This window comes from Pseudomonas sp. P7758 (assembly GCF_013386485.1).
Classification (GTDB): domain Bacteria; phylum Pseudomonadota; class Gammaproteobacteria; order Pseudomonadales; family Pseudomonadaceae; genus Aquipseudomonas.
The window spans coordinates 49,206-68,254 of the sequence record NZ_JACARS010000051.1; the positions used below are offsets into that span (position 1 = coordinate 49,206).

Annotated in this window: 17 protein-coding genes; 14 read left to right on the forward strand and 3 right to left on the reverse strand. The window is 59.8% G+C overall.

The genetic code is table 11. The features are described 5' to 3' along the window. Positions 1-50: 50 nt before the first annotated feature. Positions 51-521 carry an Lrp/AsnC family transcriptional regulator gene (locus HX873_RS10990; RefSeq protein ID WP_003213920.1) on the forward strand — a complete coding sequence of 157 codons (471 nt, stop codon included), beginning with the start codon at positions 51-53 and terminating at the stop codon, positions 519-521. Positions 522-577: 56 nt separating this feature from the next. Here HX873_RS10990 and HX873_RS10995 read toward each other — a convergent pair whose 3' ends face one another. Then, positions 578-1,945, reverse strand: a complete 1,368-nt coding sequence (locus HX873_RS10995) for an inorganic triphosphatase (RefSeq protein WP_003213918.1) — start codon at positions 1,943-1,945, stop codon at positions 578-580. A 158-nt stretch (positions 1,946-2,103) separates the two neighbouring features. On the opposite strand from HX873_RS10995, the gene argE reads away from it, so the two are divergent. The 10 genes from argE (at position 2,104) to HX873_RS11045 (ending at position 12,558) form a co-directional block, all read left to right on the forward strand. After that, on the forward strand, positions 2,104-3,252 hold the full coding sequence (gene argE / locus HX873_RS11000) for an acetylornithine deacetylase (RefSeq protein WP_177122665.1): 1,149 nt from the start codon (positions 2,104-2,106) through the stop codon (positions 3,250-3,252). Positions 3,253-3,388: 136 nt separating this feature from the next. Continuing rightward, positions 3,389-4,687: an amino-acid N-acetyltransferase gene (gene argA, locus HX873_RS11005; protein ID WP_003213914.1), complete on the forward strand. Its 1,299-nt coding sequence runs from the start codon at positions 3,389-3,391 to the stop codon at positions 4,685-4,687. Positions 4,688-5,279: 592 nt separating this feature from the next. Then, positions 5,280-6,638, forward strand: a complete 1,359-nt coding sequence (locus HX873_RS11010) for an OprD family porin (protein ID WP_003213912.1) — start codon at positions 5,280-5,282, stop codon at positions 6,636-6,638. 273 nt (positions 6,639-6,911) lie between these two features. After that, positions 6,912-7,550, forward strand: coding sequence for a peroxiredoxin (locus HX873_RS11015; RefSeq protein ID WP_003213910.1), 639 nt, complete (start codon positions 6,912-6,914; stop codon positions 7,548-7,550). A 317-nt stretch (positions 7,551-7,867) separates the two neighbouring features. Next, entirely contained in the window at positions 7,868-8,461 is a 594-nt protein-coding gene (gene ssuE, locus HX873_RS11020) for an NADPH-dependent FMN reductase (RefSeq protein WP_177009078.1), read from the forward strand. A 108-nt stretch (positions 8,462-8,569) separates the two neighbouring features. Then, entirely contained in the window at positions 8,570-9,538 is a 969-nt protein-coding gene (locus HX873_RS11025) for a sulfonate ABC transporter substrate-binding protein (protein WP_003213907.1), read from the forward strand. A gap of 25 nt (positions 9,539-9,563) precedes the next feature. Further along, on the forward strand, positions 9,564-10,712 hold the full coding sequence (ssuD, locus tag HX873_RS11030) for an FMNH2-dependent alkanesulfonate monooxygenase (protein WP_003213905.1): 1,149 nt from the start codon (positions 9,564-9,566) through the stop codon (positions 10,710-10,712). A gap of 9 nt (positions 10,713-10,721) precedes the next feature. Next, the gene (ssuC, locus tag HX873_RS11035) at positions 10,722-11,510 is read left to right on the forward strand and encodes an aliphatic sulfonate ABC transporter permease SsuC (RefSeq protein ID WP_177122666.1); all 789 of its coding nucleotides are present in this window, start codon (positions 10,722-10,724) and stop codon (positions 11,508-11,510) included. Continuing rightward, positions 11,507-12,313: an aliphatic sulfonates ABC transporter ATP-binding protein gene (ssuB, locus tag HX873_RS11040; protein WP_008438906.1), complete on the forward strand. Its 807-nt coding sequence runs from the start codon at positions 11,507-11,509 to the stop codon at positions 12,311-12,313. Before ssuC ends, ssuB begins: the two co-directional genes overlap by 4 nt. 29 nt (positions 12,314-12,342) lie before the next feature. Then, positions 12,343-12,558 carry a molybdopterin-binding protein gene (locus tag HX873_RS11045; protein ID WP_003213899.1) on the forward strand — a complete coding sequence of 72 codons (216 nt, stop codon included), beginning with the start codon at positions 12,343-12,345 and terminating at the stop codon, positions 12,556-12,558. Positions 12,559-12,729: 171 nt separating this feature from the next. Here the strand turns inward: HX873_RS11045 and HX873_RS11050 are convergent, their stop codons facing one another. After that, positions 12,730-13,368, reverse strand: a complete 639-nt coding sequence (locus HX873_RS11050) for a TetR/AcrR family transcriptional regulator (RefSeq protein ID WP_177122667.1) — start codon at positions 13,366-13,368, stop codon at positions 12,730-12,732. Positions 13,369-13,620: 252 nt separating this feature from the next. Beyond that, positions 13,621-14,997, reverse strand: coding sequence for a glutamine synthetase family protein (locus tag HX873_RS11055; protein ID WP_003213894.1), 1,377 nt, complete (start codon positions 14,995-14,997; stop codon positions 13,621-13,623). Positions 14,998-15,275: 278 nt separating this feature from the next. Here HX873_RS11055 and HX873_RS11060 point away from each other — a divergent pair, with 278 nt between their 5' ends. Genes HX873_RS11060 through HX873_RS11070 form a run of 3 tightly spaced genes read left to right on the forward strand, consistent with a single transcriptional unit; the run spans position 15,276 to position 18,876 of the window. Next, entirely contained in the window at positions 15,276-16,055 is a 780-nt protein-coding gene (locus HX873_RS11060; RefSeq protein ID WP_003213893.1) for a gamma-glutamyl-gamma-aminobutyrate hydrolase family protein, read from the forward strand. A gap of 39 nt (positions 16,056-16,094) precedes the next feature. Next, positions 16,095-17,453 (forward strand): glutamine synthetase family protein, encoded by a 1,359-nt coding sequence (locus tag HX873_RS11065; RefSeq protein ID WP_003213891.1) that lies wholly within the window; start codon positions 16,095-16,097, stop codon positions 17,451-17,453. A 58-nt stretch (positions 17,454-17,511) separates the two neighbouring features. Next, the gene (locus HX873_RS11070; RefSeq protein ID WP_177080604.1) at positions 17,512-18,876 is read left to right on the forward strand and encodes an aspartate aminotransferase family protein; all 1,365 of its coding nucleotides are present in this window, start codon (positions 17,512-17,514) and stop codon (positions 18,874-18,876) included. Positions 18,877-19,049 lie beyond the last annotated feature (173 nt).

Sequence of the window (19,049 nt, forward strand, 5' to 3'; positions counted from 1 at the left end):
CTTATAAGAGAATCATGTAATTCTTTAAATCATGATTAATGGGTATTTCTATGCACGCTGAATTGGACGTGTACGACCGGCGCATTCTCGCGCTGTTGCAGGAAGACGCTTCGCTCTCCAGCGCGCAGATCGCCGAACAGGTCGGCCTGTCGCAGTCGCCGTGCTGGCGCCGGATTCAGCGGCTGAAAGAGGAGGGTGTGATTCGCGGCCAGGTCACCCTGCTGGATCGCAAGAAAATCGGCCTTAATACGCAGATTTTTGCCGAGGTGAAACTCAACGCCCACGGCCGTTCCAACTTCACTGAATTCACCGAGGCGATTCGCGGTTTTCCGCAAGTGTTGGAATGTTATGTGCTGATGGGGGCGGTGGACTTTTTACTGCGGATCGTCACGTCGGACATCGAGGCGTATGAGCGGTTTTTCTTTGAGAAGCTGTCGATGGTGCCGGGGATTCAGGAGGTCAACTCGATAGTGGCCTTGTCGGAGATCAAGTCCACCACGAGTTTGCCGGTGTTGCGCTGATAGTTGTCTTGGCCTGATTTTAGTGAAGAGGGAGCAAGCTCCCTCGCCACAAGGTTTTACAGGCGCAGCAGGGTTTTCCAGGCGCGATTCTGATACACCGCAATCGCCTGATGCATCCGCGCATCCAGCGACTCATCGGTGATCGGCTGGTTGGCCAGGTGCGCCAGCTTGTTCAGCTCGCCATACAAACGGTCCAGCTCGGCGATATCCAGCACCTGGCGTGCATGGTGCAGCCAGGCCAGGATGCGTTCGATACGCGGCAGTTGCTCGGCCAGGTCTTCCGGCTGTTGCTGGTAGCGCGGCAGTTGCAGGGCAACGGCGTCATCGGCCAGCAGGCGCGGCAGCCAGTTGGCCAGCTGTGCAGCGCCCTGGCGATTGCCACGCACGTTGCGATCCGCGGCCCAGGTGCGGGCCAGCAGCCAGCGGGAAGTGGTCAGGGAGAACAAACCCCAGCGCACGTCTTCCAGTTCTTCGGCGAACTGCTCCGGCGCGGCCTTGCGGATGTCTTCATCGTCGTCACCGGCCTGGACCAGCGGACGCCAGTCTTCCAGCAAGGCGTCCAGTGCGGCGCGCAATTCGCTGGTGGACTGACGCGGTGCGGCCTGGCCGAGGCTGCCGAGCAGGGCCCGCAGTTCGCCGAGGTTTTCCACCCAGTCCTGCAGCAGACGCCAGTGGCCGTTAAAACGGTATTGCTCGGCCAGGCGCTGGCTGCTGCCCAACAGATGCCACATGACGGCAGCAAATGCGTCGTCCAGCGGCATTTCGGCGTGCAGCACCGGTGCCGGCAGGCTCAGGGAGTAGCTGTTGGCGTCGAACAGGCGATAGCCACGCTCGGCCTTGCTGATATCGCACGGCATCAGCGCCAGGGTCGCGGCCAGTTCAGCGGCCAGCTCCAGCAGGGCGGCCGGGTCGCCTTCGCGCAGTTCCAGTTCCAGCTCGCAGATTTCTTCTTTCTGCTTGCCGGCAACCACGTGGCCCAGGTCCAGGGCGGCTTCGATCACCACCTTGGCCTTGCCGCGGCCCCAGGCGATTTCAGCGCGTTCGCGGACGAAATCGGTGGTGAAGATCGGCTTGAGGGTCTTTTTGTCCAGCTCGGCCAGTTGCTCGGGCCAGCATTCGCCGTCGAGTTTCTTCACGTCGAGCTTGGCTTTGGCCAGGTCCCAGTTGTACTCATTGCGTTCCGACAAGCCGGCGACGCTCTGGCCACGGGTCTTGAGGGTCTGGATCACTTCGTCGCCGTCTTTGCGCAGGCGCAGGGCCACTTTGGCCTGGGCCAGGTCGCGTTCCGGGGTGTCGAAGTACTGGTTCATCAACTCACGGCGTTCCCAGCCACTTTTGTTGCGTTTTTTCAGTAACGGGTGCTCACGCAGCGCGGCGAGGGTTTCGCGGCTGACACGGAGCTTGATTTCGGTTTCTTTCTGCATGGCCGGAAAATCCAGGATCGGGAGCGCAGCCGGGGAAAAGAGTGGCTGCCAAGGTCGTGCAGTGTACAGGACTGAGCCCGGCAACGTGCCGCAACGGTTTATTGTGTCACTCAGATAGCTCTATGATGGGGTTCGTCCGGGAAGTTGAGAGACAGCGCATGCCTTTACCGTCCATGAAAGATCAATTCGCCGCGCTGATTGCCGCGCCTTCGGTCAGTTGTACCCAGGCCTCTCTCGACCAATCCAACCGCCCGGTCATCGATTTGCTCGCCACCTGGCTGGCAGACCTGGGCTTTGCCTGCGACATCCAACAGGTCAGCCCAGGCAAATTCAACCTGTTGGCCAGTTTCGGCACCGGCCCTGGCGGCCTGGTGTTGGCGGGCCACAGTGACACCGTGCCGTACGACGGCGCCCTATGGCAGACCGATCCGCTCAAGCTGACGGAAGTCGACGGCCGCTGGGTAGGACTGGGCAGCTGTGACATGAAGGGCTTTTTCGCCCTGGTGATCGAAGCCGTCCAGCCGTTGCTCGACCAGCCTTTCAAGCAGCCGCTGCTGATTCTTGCTACCTGCGATGAAGAAAGCTCCATGGCCGGTGCTCGTGCACTGGCCGAGGCGGGTCGTCCCTTGGGCCGTGCGGCGGTGATCGGTGAACCCACCGGCCTCAAACCCATCCGCCTGCACAAGGGCGTAATGATGGAGCGCATCGATATCCTCGGGCGCAGCGGCCATTCGTCGGACCCAAGCCTGGGCCACAGCGCCCTCGAAGCCATGCATGACGCCATTGGCGAACTGCGTGGCCTGCGCCTGGCCTGGCAGCGCGAATACCGCAATCCGCAGTTCAGCGTGCCGCAGCCGACCATGAACTTCGGCTGCATCCACGGTGGCGACAACCCCAACCGCATCTGCGGCCAATGCTCCCTGGAATTCGACCTGCGGCCCCTGCCGGGCATGGATCCCCAGGTGCTGCGCGCTGCCATCCGGCAGAAGCTCGAACCCTTGGCCGAGCGCCATCAGGTGAAGATCGACTACGCGCCGCTGTTCCCCGAAGTGCCGCCGTTCGAGCAGGCCGAGGATGCAGAGTTGGTGCGGGTAGCTGAACGACTTACCGGTCATCGCGCCGAAGCAGTGGCGTTCGGCACCGAAGCGCCTTATCTTCAGCGCCTTGGTTGCGAGACCCTGGTGCTTGGCCCTGGCGATATCGCCTGCGCCCACCAGCCAGGCGAGTACCTTGAAATGTCACGCTTGACGCCTACAGTGCGTCTATTGCGTGAACTGATTCAACATTACTGCCTGATACCTGCATAAATTAACCCCTGCCCATCCGTACATAGAAGGAGAGCGAGCGTGTCGCCAAGCCTGTTCCGACGATAACCAACAGCCCGCTGTGCGTTTTTGCGATTCATCCATTTTTGGCTGCTTTTTATTACAGGCCCAGGTTTTTATGCCCGAATACGTCAATTGGCTTCGTCACGCTTCGCCTTACATCAATGCCCACCGGGATTGCACCTTTGTCGTCATGCTGCCGGGCGATGGTGTAGAGCACCCGAACTTCGGCAATATCGTCCACGACCTGGTGCTGCTCCACAGCCTGGGCGTGCGACTGGTGCTGGTCCACGGTTCGCGCCCGCAAATTGAAACCCGCCTCGCCGCCCGCGGCCTGACCCCGGCTTACCACGAAGGCTTGCGCATCACCGATGCCGCGACTCTGGAGTGCGTGATCGATGCGGTCGGCCATCTGCGCATTGCTATCGAAGCGCGCTTGTCGATGGACATGGCCTCTTCGCCGATGCAGGGCTCGCGCCTGCGGGTGGCCAGCGGCAACCTGGTGACGGCGCGCCCGATCGGTGTACTTGAAGGCGTCGACTATCACCACACCGGCGAAGTGCGCCGGGTCGACCGCAAGGGCATCAACCGCCTGCTGGACGAGCGCTCCATCGTGCTGCTGTCGCCGCTGGGCTACTCGCCTACCGGCGAAATCTTCAACCTCGCCTGTGAAGACGTCGCCACCCGCGCGGCCATCGACCTGGGCGCGGACAAGTTGCTGCTGTTCGGTGCCGATCTCGGCCTGATCGACGAGCACGGCCGCCTGGTGCGTGAATTGCGGCCGCAACAGGTGCCCGCGCACCTGCAACGCCTGGGCAACAACTACCAGGCCGAATTGCTGGACGCGGCCGCCGAGGCTTGCCGTGGCGGCGTAGGGCGCAGCCACATTGTCAGTTATGCCGAAGATGGTGCCTTGCTGACCGAGCTGTTCACCCGGGATGGCGGCGGTACGCTGGTGGCCCAGGAACAGTTCGAACTGGTGCGCGAAGCGGCGATTGAAGACGTCGGCGGGTTGCTGGACCTGATCAGCCCGCTGGAAGAGCAGGGGATTCTGGTGCGTCGTTCCCGGGAAGTGCTGGAGCGGGAAATCGAGCAGTTCAGCGTGGTGGAACGTGAAGGCATGATCATCGCCTGTGCGGCGCTGTATCAGATCGCCGACTCCGACGCAGGGGAGCTGGCGTGCCTGGCCGTGAACCCGGAGTACCGTCATGGCGGTCGCGGTGACGAGCTGCTGGAGCGCATCGAGACCCGTGCCCGGGCCCAGGGTTTGAAGACGCTCTTCGTGCTGACGACCCGTACCGCCCACTGGTTCCGCGAACGTGGTTTTGTGCCGAGCACGGTGGATCGCCTGCCGTCGGCGCGGGCGTCGTTATACAACTATCAGCGTAATTCGAAGATTTTCGAAAAGGCGTTGTAAGGCTAAGGGGCGAGGGGGCAATCCTCTCGCCTGTCACTTTGGCGAGTCGTGCTCCTCGGCGGACGCATCGGCCCTGAACACAGGGTTTGCCAATTTATACATATAACTGACATCAAAGTGACATTATCACCGGGTACGGTGAGGTGGATTGCTGGGACGGCAGAAAAGTTTCATCGATACAAAAACTGTAACAAATTGACGGAATGATGTGCGTTTGGCCATGATGGCGTCGCGTTTTTGATCGTGAGTGACGTATGACCCCGTTTGGTCAACACAAAACGATCTAAAAAAGCGCAAAGACATACTCTTTCGGAAAACGCTTATGGAGCGGCATCGCCTGTCGGCTTGACCGTCCCATGGAAAGCGTTATTCCTGAATGGTATGAAAAAGGACGAAACAATTCTTTTTGGGTGTATGAAAAACTCATTACCCTGCAAGGACCAAATTAACTGCGGTTAGACGAAAGTAGTAGACACACAAGGTTACGATTGACTTGTCAGTCACTATCCGGTGCTAATCGCGCATCTGTGGATCGAGGGCGTCAGACCCGAGACCTAAGAAATACAAAAATTAGAAATGAGAGGAGCGGTACATGAAGAAGTCAACATTGGCGTTGGCCGTAGCTTTGGGGGCAATCGCCCAACAAGCAGGCGCCGCTGGTTTTATCGATGACAGCAAGATCACGCTGGGCGTACGTAACTTTTACATCAACACCGACAACCGCGATCTGAAGCCATCGGCTACCTCGAACACCCGCAGCAAAAACGCTGAATGGGGTCAGGGTTTCGACCTGCGTTTCATCTCGGGTTTTACCCAAGGTACTGTGGGCTTCGGTCTTGACGCCATCGGCCTGTACGGCGTGCGTCTGGATTCCAGCCGCGCTGATCACGGTAACTACACTGGTACTGCTTCCGGCGGCACCGTGTTCCCAAGTGATGGCAACAAGGCCGTTCACGATTTCGCCAGCCTGGGCGTGACCGGTAAGGTCAAGATCTCCCAAACCGTGCTGAAGATCGGTACCTTGCAGCCGAACAACCCGGTGATCAAGACCAACGACGGTCGTCTGTTGCCACAAACCTTCCAGGGCGGCGAGATCTCTTCGAACGAGTTCAAGGACCTGACCCTGACTGCTGGTCAGATCGAGCACTCCAAAGGCCGTAACTCCAGCAACAATGAAGGTCTGTCCCTGGCCGGTGCCAACGGCAGCTCGAACTACGACGCTGGTAACTTCGTCAACAAGTTCTACTACGCCGGTGCTGACTACAAAATCAACAAAGACCTGACCGCTTCGTACTACTTCGGCGAGCTGAAGGATTTCTACTCTCAGAACTTCCTGGGCCTGGTCCACAACTGGGCGATCGGTCCTGGCGTCCTGAAAAGTGACCTGCGCTACTACCGCAGCCGTGACAACGGTGCCAACGGTGATACTGCCGGTTACTACACCTCCGGCTACTACTCGGATCATCCGACCAACGCCACCAAGGTCAAAGGTAAGGTCGACAACGACCTGTACAGCTACCTGGCGCTGTACTCGGTTGCCGGTCACACCTTCGGTGCTGGCTACCAGTACACCAAGGGCGACAGCGACTTCCCTTGGCTGAACCAAGGTGACGGCTCGTCTAACAGCACCATCACCGACATGCAAATCCAGAAGTTTGCCCGTGCTGGCGAACGTACCTGGCAAGCTCGCTACGCCTATGACTTCGCCAAGATCGGCGTACCTGGCCTGACTGCCGGTGTGGTTTACCTCAAAGGTAGCAACATCGACACCACCGTCGGCGAGCGTAACGAGTGGGAACGCGACCTGACCCTGGCTTACGTTGTTCCAGAAGGTCCGCTGAAAAACCTGGGCGTTGCCTGGAAAAACGCGATGTGGCGTACCGACCTGGCGAACACCCGTTCCCAGGACGAAAACCGCGTAATCCTCAGCTACACCTACGCGTTCAAGTAAGAGCGTAAAACCTTGCCCGGCGCAATGCCGGGCAGGGTGCTTTACTTTTCAAGCCGGGCTCAACCCCCGCAAGCCCGTCCTGAACCCCTCTTTGTACAGCGTCTCAAGGCCTTCTCGAACCTTGAAGCGGATGTTGATCCACGCCCGTTGCCAAGTCCAATGAACAGATTTTTAATATTCCTTTATCGTCTAGATAAATCGATATTTATTCTTTTTAAATAATCCGCGACACAGGCACAGTGGGCTCCATAAGCACTCATCAGGAGCCACACCATGAGCCTCAGACTGGGCGACATCGCCCCCGACTTTGAACAGGATTCCAGCGCCGGCAAGATTCGCTTCCACGAGTGGCTGGGCGATAGCTGGGGCGTGCTGTTTTCCCACCCGGCGGACTTTACCCCGGTGTGCACCACCGAGCTGGGTTTCACCGCCAAGCTCAAGGATGAATTCGCCAAGCGGGGCGTCAAGGCCATTGCGCTGTCGGTGGACCCGGTGGACTCCCACCACAAGTGGATCGAAGACATCAACGAAACCCAGAACACCATCGTCAACTTCCCGATCCTGGCCGACGCTGACCGCAAGGTCTCCGACCTGTACGACCTGATCCACCCGAATGCCAGTGACACCCTTACCGTGCGTTCGCTGTTCGTGATTGATCCGAACAAAAAGATTCGCCTGACCATCACCTACCCGGCCAGCACCGGTCGCAACTTCCACGAAATCCTGCGGGTAATCGACTCGCTGCAACTGACCGACAACCACAAAGTCGCGACCCCGGCCAACTGGCAGGACGGTGACGAAGTGGTGATAGTCCCGTCGCTCAAGGACGAGGAAGAGATCAAGAAACGCTTTCCGAAGGGTTACCGGGCGGTGAAGCCGTACCTGCGGCTCACCCCTCAACCGAATCGCTGACACACAACCACATGTGGGAGCGGGCTTGCTCGCGAATGCGCACTGTCAGTTGATGCATCTTTGAATGACACACCGCTTTCGCGAGCAAGCCCGCTCCCACACTTGCGCGCATTTCAAGTCTCACATAGCAGGGGTTTTAAGGCCGTTTCGACGGCCTTTTTTTATGCCTGAGATTTAGTCGGCAGCATATGCATTTAAAGAATAAACAAATGAAAAAATAAGATTTATAGATATATAAATTGGCTGATATGGTCTGTCCCATCTTGGCGCCATCGCCACATAGCGAACCGCCGACACTTTCCAAAGGAATTTCCTACATGCTGGTCGTAACACTTGGTGGTAGCCCCAGCCAACGTTCCCGGTCCGGGGTCTTGCTGGATCACACCCGCAACTGGTTGCAGCAACAAGGCGTGGAAGTGGTGAGTTATCAGGTACGGGACTTCCCGGCCGAAGACTTGCTGCACGCGCGGTTCGATAGCCCGAAAATCATCGACCTGTTGCAGCAAGTGGCGAACGCCGATGGCCTGGTGATCGCCACGCCGGTGTACAAGGCTTCGTTTTCCGGCGCGCTGAAAACCATCCTCGACCTGCTGCCTGAACGCGCCCTGGCCCACAAAATAGTGTTGCCGATGGCCACCGGCGGCAGCATCGCCCACATGCTCGCGGTGGACTACGCGCTGAAGCCGGTGCTGTCGGCATTGAAAGCCCAGGAATTGCTCCACGGGATTTTCGCCGAAGACAGCCAGATCGCCTACGGCGAAGGCAGCGCCCAGGCGCAACTGGTGCCGGTGCTGGAACAACGCTTGAGCGAGGCTTTGGAGACGTTCTACAGCGCCATGGCCCGCCGCCCGAAACCCCTTGACCCCAATGTGTTGAATGAACGTTTGTTGAGTGCTCGCTGGAGCATTTAAGCCTTACCCAGCTTTACCTGAATTCGACAAGTACTACTCACCTTACTCAGCCGCCAACGGCCAAGCAGGTGCAGCCAACCCCCTAATCGTATATTTGGAGAGAGCGCCATGCGCACTGTCATCTTGCGTCGTGGTCTGGTCGCACTGTTTGCTGCGGCTGTGTCCTTCGGCGCCATCGTTCAAGCCCAGGCCGCCGAAACCTTGCGGATCGGCTATCAGAAATACGGCACCCTGGTGCTGCTCAAGGCCAAGGGCTCGCTGGAAAAGCGCCTGGCCGAGCAGGGCGTGCAAGTGCAGTGGACTGAGTTTCCCGGCGGCCCGCAGCTGCTGGAAGGATTGAACGTAGGCTCCATCGACTTCGGCGTGACGGGTGAAACCCCGCCAGTGTTCGCCCAGGCTGCCGGTGCCGATCTGCTCTACGTCGCCTATGAACCGCCGGCGCCTACCAGCGAAGCGATCCTGGTACCGAAAGACTCGCCGATCAAATCGGTGCAAGACCTCAAGGGCAAGAAAGTCGTCCTCAATAAAGGCTCCAACGTGCACTACCTGCTGGTACGTGCCCTGGAAGATGCCGGCCTGAAATACACCGACGTGCAGACCGTGTTCCTGCCGCCCGCCGATGCCCGCGCCGCGTTCGAGCGTGGCAGCGTCGATGCCTGGGTGATCTGGGACCCGTACCAGGCAGCCGCCGAGAAGCAACTGCAAGCCCGCACGCTGCGTGACGGCACCGGCATTGCCGACAACCATCAGTTCTACCTGGCCACCAAGCCGTACGCCGAAAAACACCCTGAAGTGATCAAGACGCTGGTGGAAGAAGTCCGCGCCGTGGGCGAATGGTCCAAGGCCAACCCGGAACAAGTCACCGAACAAGTTGCTCCGCTGCTGGGCCTGCCGGCCGACATCACCCTGACCTCGGTAAAACGCCAGGGCTACGGTGCGCAGTTCCTGACGCCTGAAGTGATCGCGGCGCAACAGAAAATCGCCGACAGCTTCTACCAACTCAAATTGATCCCCAAACCCTTGAGCATCAAGGACGTGATCTGGACACCACCTGCCGCCGTTGCCAAAGCGCCGTAATCCGACTTCTTCAGGAGACAACTCCATGAGCCTCAATATTTTCTGGTTTCTGCCTACCCACGGCGACGGCCATTACCTTGGCACCGCCGAAGGCGCTCGCGCCGTTGATCACGGCTACTTGCAGCAAGTGGCCCAGGCGGCCGACCGCCTTGGCTTCGGCGGGGTACTGATCCCCACCGGCCGCTCCTGCGAGGATTCGTGGCTGGTGGCGGCGTCGCTGATCCCGGTGACCCAACGCTTGAAATTCCTTGTCGCGCTGCGCCCCGGGATCATTTCCCCGACGGTGGCTGCGCGTCAGGCCGCGACCCTGGATCGTCTGTCCGGCGGCCGGGCGTTGTTCAACCTGGTGACCGGTGGAGACCCGGATGAATTGGCCGGCGACGGTTTGTTCCTGAGCCATGAAGAGCGTTACCAGGCCTCGGTGGAGTTCACCCGCATCTGGCGCCGCGTACTGGAAGGTGAGACCGTCGATTACGACGGCCAGCACATCAGCGTCAAAGGCGCCAAGTTGCTCTATCCGCCGATCCAGCAACCGCGCCCGCCGCTGTATTTCGGTGGCTCCTCCGAAGCCGCCCAGGACCTGGCAGCCGAACAAGTGGAAATGGTACTGACCTGGGGCGAGCCTCCGGCTGCGGTGGCGGAAAAGATTGCACAGGTTCGCGCCAAGGCTGCCAAGCTCGGACGTACCCTGCGCTTCGGCATTCGCCTGCATGTGATCGTGCGTGAAACCAACGCCGAAGCCTGGCAGGCCGCCGACAAACTGATCTCCCACGTGGACGATGAAACCATCGCCCGCGCCCAGGCGTCGTTGTCGCGCTTTGATTCCGTAGGCCAGCAACGCATGGCCGCCTTGCACGGCGGCAGCCGCGACAACCTGGAAGTCAGCCCCAACCTGTGGGCGGGCGTAGGCCTGGTACGCGGTGGCGCCGGCACGGCACTGGTGGGCGATGGCCCGACCGTGGCCGCGCGGGTGAAGGAATACGCGGACCTCGGTATCGATACCTTTATCTTCTCCGGCTATCCACACCTGGAAGAGTCGTATCGCGTAGCGGAGTTGCTGTTCCCGCATCTGGACATCGAGCGTCCCGAGTTGCCGAAAGGCGCCGGCTACGTCAGCCCGTTCGGCGAAATGGTCGCCAACGACATTCTTCCCAAAGCTGCGTCCCAGAGCTGAGGCGCCGCCATGAACCTTGAAAAGTTAAGTCATCGATTGGCGCCCTGGGCGCTGCCGATCCTGTTACTGGCGGTATGGCAGCTGTCCGTCTCGGCCGGCTGGTTGTCGACGCGCATTCTGCCGGCACCCAGCGCGGTGATCGAAGCGGGTGTCAGCCTGGTGCGCAGCGGCGAAATCTGGACCCACCTGGCCATCAGCGGCTGGCGTGCGGGCCTGGGCTTTGTGATCGGCGGCAGCATCGGCCTGACCCTGGGGTTTATCACCGGCCTGTCGACCTGGGGTGAACGCCTGCTGGACAGCTCGGTGCAGATGATCCGCAACGTGCCGCACCTGGCGCTGATCCCGCTGGTGATCCTGTGGTTCGGCATCGACGAGACGGCGAAGATATTCCTGGTCGCCCTCGGCACACTGTTCCCGATCTATCTCAATACTTACCACGGCATCCGCAACGTCGACCCGGCGCTGGTGGAAATGGCCCGCAGTTATGGCCTGTCCGGTTTCAGCCTGTTTCGCCAAGTGATTTTGCCGGGCGCCTTGCCTTCGATTCTGGTGGGCGTGCGCTTCGCGCTGGGCTTTATGTGGCTGACGTTGATCGTCGCGGAAACCATCTCCTCCAGTTCCGGTATCGGCTACCTGGCGATGAACGCCCGGGAATTCCTGCAGACCGACGTGGTGGTTCTGGCGATCGTGCTTTACGCGGTCCTCGGCAAGCTGGCAGACCTGGCGGCGCGGGGCCTGGAGCGAGTCTGGCTGCGCTGGCACCCGGCTTATCAAGTGAATAAAGGAGGTGCGGCATGACCGCTCAACAACCTCCACGCCTGCTGCGGGGCATTCCCCTGGCAGTGCGCAAGTTGCGCAAGGCTTTCGGCGCGCGGGAAGTGCTGAAGGAAATCGACCTGCATATTCCCGCCGGTCAATTCGTGGCGGTCGTGGGCCGCAGTGGCTGCGGCAAAAGTACCTTGCTGCGCCTGCTGGCCGGGCTGGACAAAGCCAGCGGCGGCGAACTGCTCGCCGGCTCCGCGCCGCTGAGCGAAGCGATTGAAGACACGCGGTTGATGTTCCAGGAAGCGCGCCTGCTGCCGTGGAAAAAGATCATCGACAACGTGGGCCTTGGCCTCAAGGGCAACTGGCGCCCGCAGGCACTGGAAGCGCTGGAAGCGGTCGGCCTGGCCGAGCGCGCCAATGAGTGGCCGGCGGCGTTGTCCGGTGGCCAGAAGCAGCGCGTGGCCCTGGCCCGCGCCCTGATCCACCAACCGCGCCTGTTGCTGCTGGACGAACCGCTGGGGGCGCTGGATGCCCTGACCCGGATCGAGATGCAGCAACTGATCGAGAACCTCTGGCAGAAGCACGGCTTCACCGTGTTGCTGGTGACCCACGACGTCAGCGAAGCCGTGGCCATTGCCGACCGGGTGATTTTGATCGAAGACGGCGAAATCGGCCTCGACCTGCACGTGGAACTCCCACGTCCGCGGGTGCGTGGCTCCCACCGCCTGGCGGCGCTGGAAACCGAAGTGCTTAACCGTGTGTTGTCGCTGCCCGGCACCCCGCCGGAACCCGAACCTGTTTCACCGCTGCCTACGCAATTGCGTTGGGCTCAATAACTCACTTGTCTTACACAGGAAGAACGACCATGACTATCAAAGCCATCAACGTGCGTAACCAGTTCAAAGGCACCATCAAGGAAATCGTCGAAGGCGACGTGCTGTCGGAAATCGACGTACAGACCGCGTCCGGCATCGTCACTTCCGTGATCACCACCCGCTCGGTGAAAGAGCTGGAACTGGTGATCGGCAGTGAAGTGATTGCCTTCGTGAAATCCACCGAGGTGTCGATCGCCAAGTTGTGATCAATGGTTCGCACAAACCCCGAAGGTGAAAGCCTGTCGGGGTTTTTGTCGTTCTCAAGATTGCTTTCGCGAGCAAGCCCGCTCCCACATTTGACCGAGTTCTACCTTTGGAATACGGTCGAATGTGGGAGCGGGCTTGCTCGCGAAGAGGCCCGGACAGGCAACAAAAAATCAGAGCGCAGCCACCCGCTTGGGCAAGAACGCCGGCAAGTAGAGCCCCACATACGCATCAAACACCCGCATGCCTTCCTCGGCCATGCGCGGGGTGATTTGCCCATGCTGATGCACCGAGCGCGCGTAGACGCGGTCGCTCAGTTCCAGGGCCAGGGCAAACACGTCGACATCGGCGGGCAGGCTCGGCACCTCGAAGTGCCGGTTGAACACCTCAAACATCAGGTTTCCCAGCTCCAGGTCGTGCTGGCGGTCGGCCTGTGTCACTTCGGTCAACCCGTGCTGGGCCAGGATCAATTGGCGGGCGGCGGCGTCGTTGCTGTAGATGCTGAGCATGCGCTGCTCCACCACGCAGGACAGGTCGCGCCAGTGCTTGAGTGAATCATGATCGATGGGCGCCTGAATGGCCGCGCGAAAGGCCGCATGAACGTCAGCGGTCAGCGCCTCCAGCAACGCCGGCACGCTGGCGAAGAAGTGATACACAGATGACGGTGGAATCTGCGCCCGCTCGGCCACGCTGTAGATCGACAGGCTGGCCACGCCTTCGGCGGCCAGCAAGGTGCGGGCGGCGTCGAGGATCGCGTCGATCCGGGCCTGGCTGCGGGCGCGGGGTTTGCGAAGAGTGGCAGGGCGATTCATTGAAGTCTCCTACAGGGCAGCGGGCATTGTACGCAGAGCCACTGGATGATCCATACCCTGTGGCGAGGGAGCTTGCTCCCGCTGGACTGCGCAGCAGGCCCAAGACCTGCACCTCGGTTCCGCCTGAAAGAACCCGGTGTTCTTATTGGGGCCGCTTCGCAGCCCGGCGGGAGCAAGCTCCCTCGCCACAACAGCCATAAAAAAACGCCGTAGGCCAAAGGCCTGCGGCGTTTTTTTTAGCTCGGCAACCGCTTACACGGTATGCAGGTACCAGTTGTACTCAAGGTCGGAGATGGAGTGTTCGAACTCCTCCAGCTCACTTTCCTTACAGGCGACGAAGATATCGATGTATTTAGGATCGATGTACTTGGCCATCACCTCGCTGTCGTCCAACTCGCGCAGGGCATCACGCAGGTTGTTCGGCAGGCTCTGTTCGTTCTGCTCGTAGCTGTTGCCTTCCACCGGTGCGCCAGGCTCGATCTTGTTGGTCAGGCCGTGATGCACGCCCGCCAATACCGAAGCCATCAGCAGGTAAGGGTTGGCATCAGCCCCGGCCACACGGTGTTCGATACGTACGGCGTCAGACGAGCCGGTCGGTACGCGAATCGCCACGGTGCGGTTATCCAAGCCCCAGCACGGCGAGTTCGGCACGTAGAACTGTGCGCCGAAACGACGGTAGGAGTTGACGTTAGGGCACAGGAACGCCATTTGGGCGGGTAGGGTCTCCAGCACACCGCCGATCGCGTGACGCAATGCGGCGTTCTGCTCGGGATCCTCGCTGGCAAAGATGTTCTTGCCGTCCTTGTCCAGGATCGAAATGTGTACGTGTAAGCCGTTGCCTGCCTGGCCCGGGTAAGGCTTGGCCATGAAGGTGGTGTCCATCTCATGGTCGTAGGCGATGTTCTTGATCAAGCGCTTGAGCAGTACCGCGTAGTCGCAGGCCTTTATAGGGTCGGCAACGTGGTGCAGGTTCACTTCGAACTGCGCCGGGGCACTTTCCTTGACGATGGCGTCGGCAGGGATGCCTTGCTCTTTTGCACCTTCCAGAATGTCCTGGAGGCAGTCGACGTATTCGTCGAGGTCGTCGATCAGGTAGACCTGTGTCGAATGCGGGCGTTTGCCGGAGATCGGCGAGCGGGGCGGTTGTGGCCGGCCATTCACGTTCTCCTGGTCAATCAGGTAGAACTCCAGCTCGAATGCGGCGCAGATGGTCAGACCGAGGTCGTCAAATTTGCTTACAACTTGGCGGAGTACTTCGCGAGGATCGGCGAAGAAAGGTTCACCTTCGAGTTCGTGCATGGTCATCAGCAGTTGCGCGGTTGGGCGCTTTTGCCAGGGTTCATTGCACAGGGTGTCGGGGATTGGATAACAGATTCGGTCAGCATCACCGATGTCCAGACCCAGGCCGGTGCTTTCCACCGTTGAGCCATTGATATCCAGGGCAAATAGAGAGGCAGGCAGGTTAATGCCCTTCTCGTAAACCTTGTGGAGGCTGGTGCGTTCGATGCGCTTGCCGCGCACCACACCATTCATATCCGCAATTAGAAGGTCTACGTACAGAACCTCAGGATGATCCTTAAGGAACGCGTTCGCTTCGTTAAGCTGAACGGCACGCGGGGGTACCGACATGATGCAACACCTTTGTTGTTAAAAATATCAATCATTGATCTCTTCGGGTTTCAGTCAACCCGAACGGCATGCCGAAGTCAAGCGAGGCCTTTTTTGCCCTAAAAAAGCGCCGTGAGGGCTTTTTTGGGGCTTTTTGGGGCGATTTTTTGGGATTGGTGCTCTTGGAACCAGCACGTTTGAGCGGGCCGTGTTGTATTTTTTACGGGGGTGTTGTGTAAAAAAATGAACAAGGCTAAGCTCGATTCAAACCCATAACAGCAATAATACCGGGGTGCTTCATGTCTCGCCTGCCGTTAATCGGCGTCACCGCCTGCTCCAAACAGGTCGGTCTGCATGCTTATCACATCAGTGGCGACAAATACGTCCGTGCAGTGGCCACCGCTGCCAAGGGCTTGCCGTTGATTATTCCGTCCCTGGCGGATCTGCTCGACCCGGCCAATATTCTTGACGGTCTGGACGGCATTCTATTTACCGGCTCACCTTCCAATATCGAACCCTTTCACTACGACGGTCCGGCCAGCGCGCCCGGGACTGCTCATGATTCTGCACGGGACCAAACCACCCTGCCGCTGCTGCGTGCAGCCATAGCGGCCGGTGTTCCGGTGCTGGGGATTTGCCGTGGCTTCCAGGAAATGAACGTGGCGTTTGGCGGCAGCCTGCACCAGAAGGTTCATGAAGTGCCGGGCATGATGGATCACCGCGAAGACGACACCCAGCCGCTGGACATCCAGTACGGCCCGGCACATCCGGTAACCATCTCCCCGAATGGGGTATTGGCAAGCCTGGGCTTGCCGTCGACGATCCAGGTCAACTCGATTCATTCACAGGGCATTGATCGCCTGGCGGCCGGTTTCCAGGTCGAGGCCACCGCGCCGGATGGCCTGATCGAAGGCTTTTCAGTGCCCGCGGGCAAGGCTTTTGCTTTAGGAGTGCAATGGCACCCCGAATGGCAGGTAAGCTCTAACCCGCACTACCTCGCAATCTTCCAGGCATTTGGCAATGCCTGTCGAAAGCGGGTGATGCAACGCGACGCGGATGCTGCGTCAACTTACGCCTGACCTTTAATGGATGTCAGGAAACACAGCCCAGAGGCATTTATGAGTAACAACCTCGACCAGCTCACCGATTGGTTGAAAGACCACAAGATCACAGAAGTCGAATGCATGATTGGCGACCTCACCGGCATCACCCGGGGCAAGATCTCGCCGACCAACAAGTTCATCGCCGAAAAAGGCATGCGCCTGCCCGAAAGCGTTCTGTTGCAGACCGTGACCGGCGACTATGTCGAAGACGACATCTATTACGAATTGCTCGACCCGGCCGACATCGACATGATCTGCCGCCCGGACGAGAACGCGGTGTACCTTGTGCCCTGGGCCATAGAGCCTACGGCCCAGGTGATCCACGACACCTACGACAAGCAAGGCAACCCGATCGAGCTGTCGCCGCGCAACGTGCTCAAGAAAGTCCTCAAGCTCTACGCCGACAAGGGCTGGCAGCCCATCGTGGCGCCGGAGATGGAGTTCTACCTGACCAAACGCTGCGAAGACCCGGACTTCCCGCTGCAACCGCCGATTGGCCGCTCCGGTCGCCCGGAGACTGGCCGCCAGTCCTTCTCTATAGAAGCGGCCAACGAATTCGACCCGTTGTTCGAAGACGTCTACGACTGGTGCGAATTGCAGGAACTGGACCTCGACACGTTGATCCACGAAGACGGCACGGCGCAGATGGAAATCAACTTCCGTCACGGCGACGCACTGTCCCTGGCCGACCAGATCCTGGTGTTCAAGCGCACCATGCGCGAAGCGGCGCTCAAGCACGACGTGGCGGCCACCTTCATGGCCAAGCCCATGACCGGCGAGCCCGGCAGCGCGATGCACCTGCACCAGAGCATCATCGATATCGCCACCGGCAAGAACGTGTTCTCCAATGAAGACGGGACCAAGAGCGAGCTGTTTCTGCACCACATCGGCGGCCTGCAGAAGTTCATCCCCGAGCTGCTGCCGCTGTTCGCCCCTAACGTCAACTCGTTCCGCCGCTTCCTGCCCGACACCTCGGCGCCGGTCAACGTGGAGTGGGGCGAAGAGAACCGCACCGTTGGCCTGCGGGTTCCGGACGCCGGCCCACAAAACCGTCGGGTGGAAAACCGCCTGCCCGGTGCCGACGCCAACCCGTACCTGGCGATCGCTGCCAGCCTGCTGTGTGGCTACATCGGCATGGTCGAAGGCATCAGCCCAAGCGCGCCGGTGGTGGGTCGTGGTTACGAGCGCCGCAACCTGCGCCTGCCGCTGACCATCGAAGACGCCCTGGAACGCATGGAAAACAGCAAGACCATCGAGAAATACCTGGGTCACAAATTCATCACAGGCTACGTCGCGGTCAAGCGGGCCGAGCATGAAAACTTCAAGCGCGTGATCAGTTCGTGGGAGCGGGAATTCCTGCTCTTCGCCGTCTGATGCGCCGGGCGCGCCCTTCAAACGGCGCGTCCTCACCTGAAACATCTAGGAGATTGGTATGTCCAGCAACAACCCGCAAACCCGTGAATGGCAAGCCTTGAGCAGCGATCACCACCTGGCGCCGTTCAGCGACTTCAAGCAATTGAAAGAGAAAGGCCCACGGATCATCACCAAAGCCCACGGCGTTTACCTGTGGGACAGCGAAGGCAACAAGATTCTCGACGGCATGGCCGGCCTGTGGTGCGTGGCGATCGGTTACGGTCGCGATGAACTGGCTGATGCGGCCGCCAAGCAGATGAAAGAACTGCCTTACTACAACCTGTTCTTCCAGACCGCCCACCCGCCGGTGCTGGAACTGGCCAAAGCCATCTCCGATATCGCCCCGCAGGGCATGAACCACGTGTTCTTCACCGGCTCCGGCTCCGAAGGCAACGACACCATGCTGCGTATGGTCCGCCACTACTGGGCGATCAAAGGCCAGCCGAACAAGAAAACCATCATCAGCCGCAAGAATGGCTACCACGGTTCAACCGTGGCCGGCGCCAGCCTGGGCGGCATGACTTATATGCATGAACAAGGCGACTTGCCGATCCCGGGCATCGTCCACATCGCCCAGCCTTACTGGTTCGGCGAAGGCGGCGACATGAGCCCGGAAGAATTCGGCGTGTGGGCGGCCAACCAGCTGGAAGAGAAGATCCTGGAACTGGGCGTGGACAACGTCGGTGCCTTTATTGCCGAGCCGATCCAGGGTGCCGGTGGCGTGATCGTGCCGCCAGACAGCTACTGGCCGCGCATCAAGGAAATCCTCGCCAAGTACGACATCCTGTTCGTGGCTGACGAAGTGATCTGTGGGTTTGGCCGCACCGGTGAGTGGTTCGGTAGCGATTTCTACGGCCTCAAGCCCGACATGATGACCATCGCCAAGGGCCTGACCTCCGGCTACATCCCGATGGGCGGCCTGATCGTGCGCGACGAAGTGGTCGCCGTGCTGAACGAAGGCGGTGATTTCAACCACGGCTTCACCTATTCCGGTCACCCGGTGGCGGCAGCGGTAGCCCTGGAAAACATCCGCATCATGCGCGATGAACAAATTGTTAAGCGCGTGCACGACGAAACGGCACCCTATTTGCAAAAGCGTTTGAGGGAACTGGCTGATCACCCGTTGGTGGGTGAAGTTCGCGGTGTGGGCATGCTCGGTGCCATCGAGCTGGTTCAGGACAAGGCAACGCGCAAGCGTTATGAAGGCCGTGGTGTTGGCATGATCTGCCGCACGTTCTGCTTCGAGAATGGCCTGATCATGCGCGCCGTGGGCGACACCATGATCATTTCGCCACCGTTGGTGATCAGCAAGGCCGAGATAGACGAGTTGGTGACCAAGGCGCGGCACTGCCTGGACCTGACTTTGGCGGCATTGCAGGGCTAAATGCTAGGCTCAGAACGCAGCGCCTGTCGGGCGCTGCCTCTGGGATGTTAGAAAAGCGGGGCATTGGTTGAAAGCCAGCCCCTGAACTTGCCAGACTGTCGCCCTGTTTTGTCGCCCTTAGACGGGCTGCGAAACACGTTGTAATTAAAGAACGAACGTGGCCCAAAAAAGAA

Coding starts and splice junctions, on each gene's coding strand:
- HX873_RS10995 (WP_003213918.1), bottom strand. CDS start 1,945: ATGCAGAAAGAAACCGAAATCAAGCTCCGTGTCAGCCGCGAAACCCTC.
- ssuB (WP_008438906.1), top strand. CDS start 11,507: ATGACCGCTCAACAACCTCCACGCCTGCTGCGGGGCATTCCCCTGGCA.
- HX873_RS11060 (WP_003213893.1), top strand. CDS start 15,276: ATGTCTCGCCTGCCGTTAATCGGCGTCACCGCCTGCTCCAAACAGGTC.
- ssuC (WP_177122666.1), top strand. CDS start 10,722: ATGAACCTTGAAAAGTTAAGTCATCGATTGGCGCCCTGGGCGCTGCCG.
- ssuE (WP_177009078.1), top strand. CDS start 7,868: ATGCTGGTCGTAACACTTGGTGGTAGCCCCAGCCAACGTTCCCGGTCC.
- HX873_RS11065 (WP_003213891.1), top strand. CDS start 16,095: ATGAGTAACAACCTCGACCAGCTCACCGATTGGTTGAAAGACCACAAG.
- HX873_RS11045 (WP_003213899.1), top strand. CDS start 12,343: ATGACTATCAAAGCCATCAACGTGCGTAACCAGTTCAAAGGCACCATC.
- HX873_RS11055 (WP_003213894.1), bottom strand. CDS start 14,997: ATGTCGGTACCCCCGCGTGCCGTTCAGCTTAACGAAGCGAACGCGTTC.
- HX873_RS11025 (WP_003213907.1), top strand. CDS start 8,570: ATGCGCACTGTCATCTTGCGTCGTGGTCTGGTCGCACTGTTTGCTGCG.
- HX873_RS11070 (WP_177080604.1), top strand. CDS start 17,512: ATGTCCAGCAACAACCCGCAAACCCGTGAATGGCAAGCCTTGAGCAGC.
- argE (WP_177122665.1), top strand. CDS start 2,104: ATGCCTTTACCGTCCATGAAAGATCAATTCGCCGCGCTGATTGCCGCG.
- HX873_RS10990 (WP_003213920.1), top strand. CDS start 51: ATGCACGCTGAATTGGACGTGTACGACCGGCGCATTCTCGCGCTGTTG.
- HX873_RS11050 (WP_177122667.1), bottom strand. CDS start 13,368: ATGAATCGCCCTGCCACTCTTCGCAAACCCCGCGCCCGCAGCCAGGCC.
- HX873_RS11010 (WP_003213912.1), top strand. CDS start 5,280: ATGAAGAAGTCAACATTGGCGTTGGCCGTAGCTTTGGGGGCAATCGCC.
- argA (WP_003213914.1), top strand. CDS start 3,389: ATGCCCGAATACGTCAATTGGCTTCGTCACGCTTCGCCTTACATCAAT.
- ssuD (WP_003213905.1), top strand. CDS start 9,564: ATGAGCCTCAATATTTTCTGGTTTCTGCCTACCCACGGCGACGGCCAT.
- HX873_RS11015 (WP_003213910.1), top strand. CDS start 6,912: ATGAGCCTCAGACTGGGCGACATCGCCCCCGACTTTGAACAGGATTCC.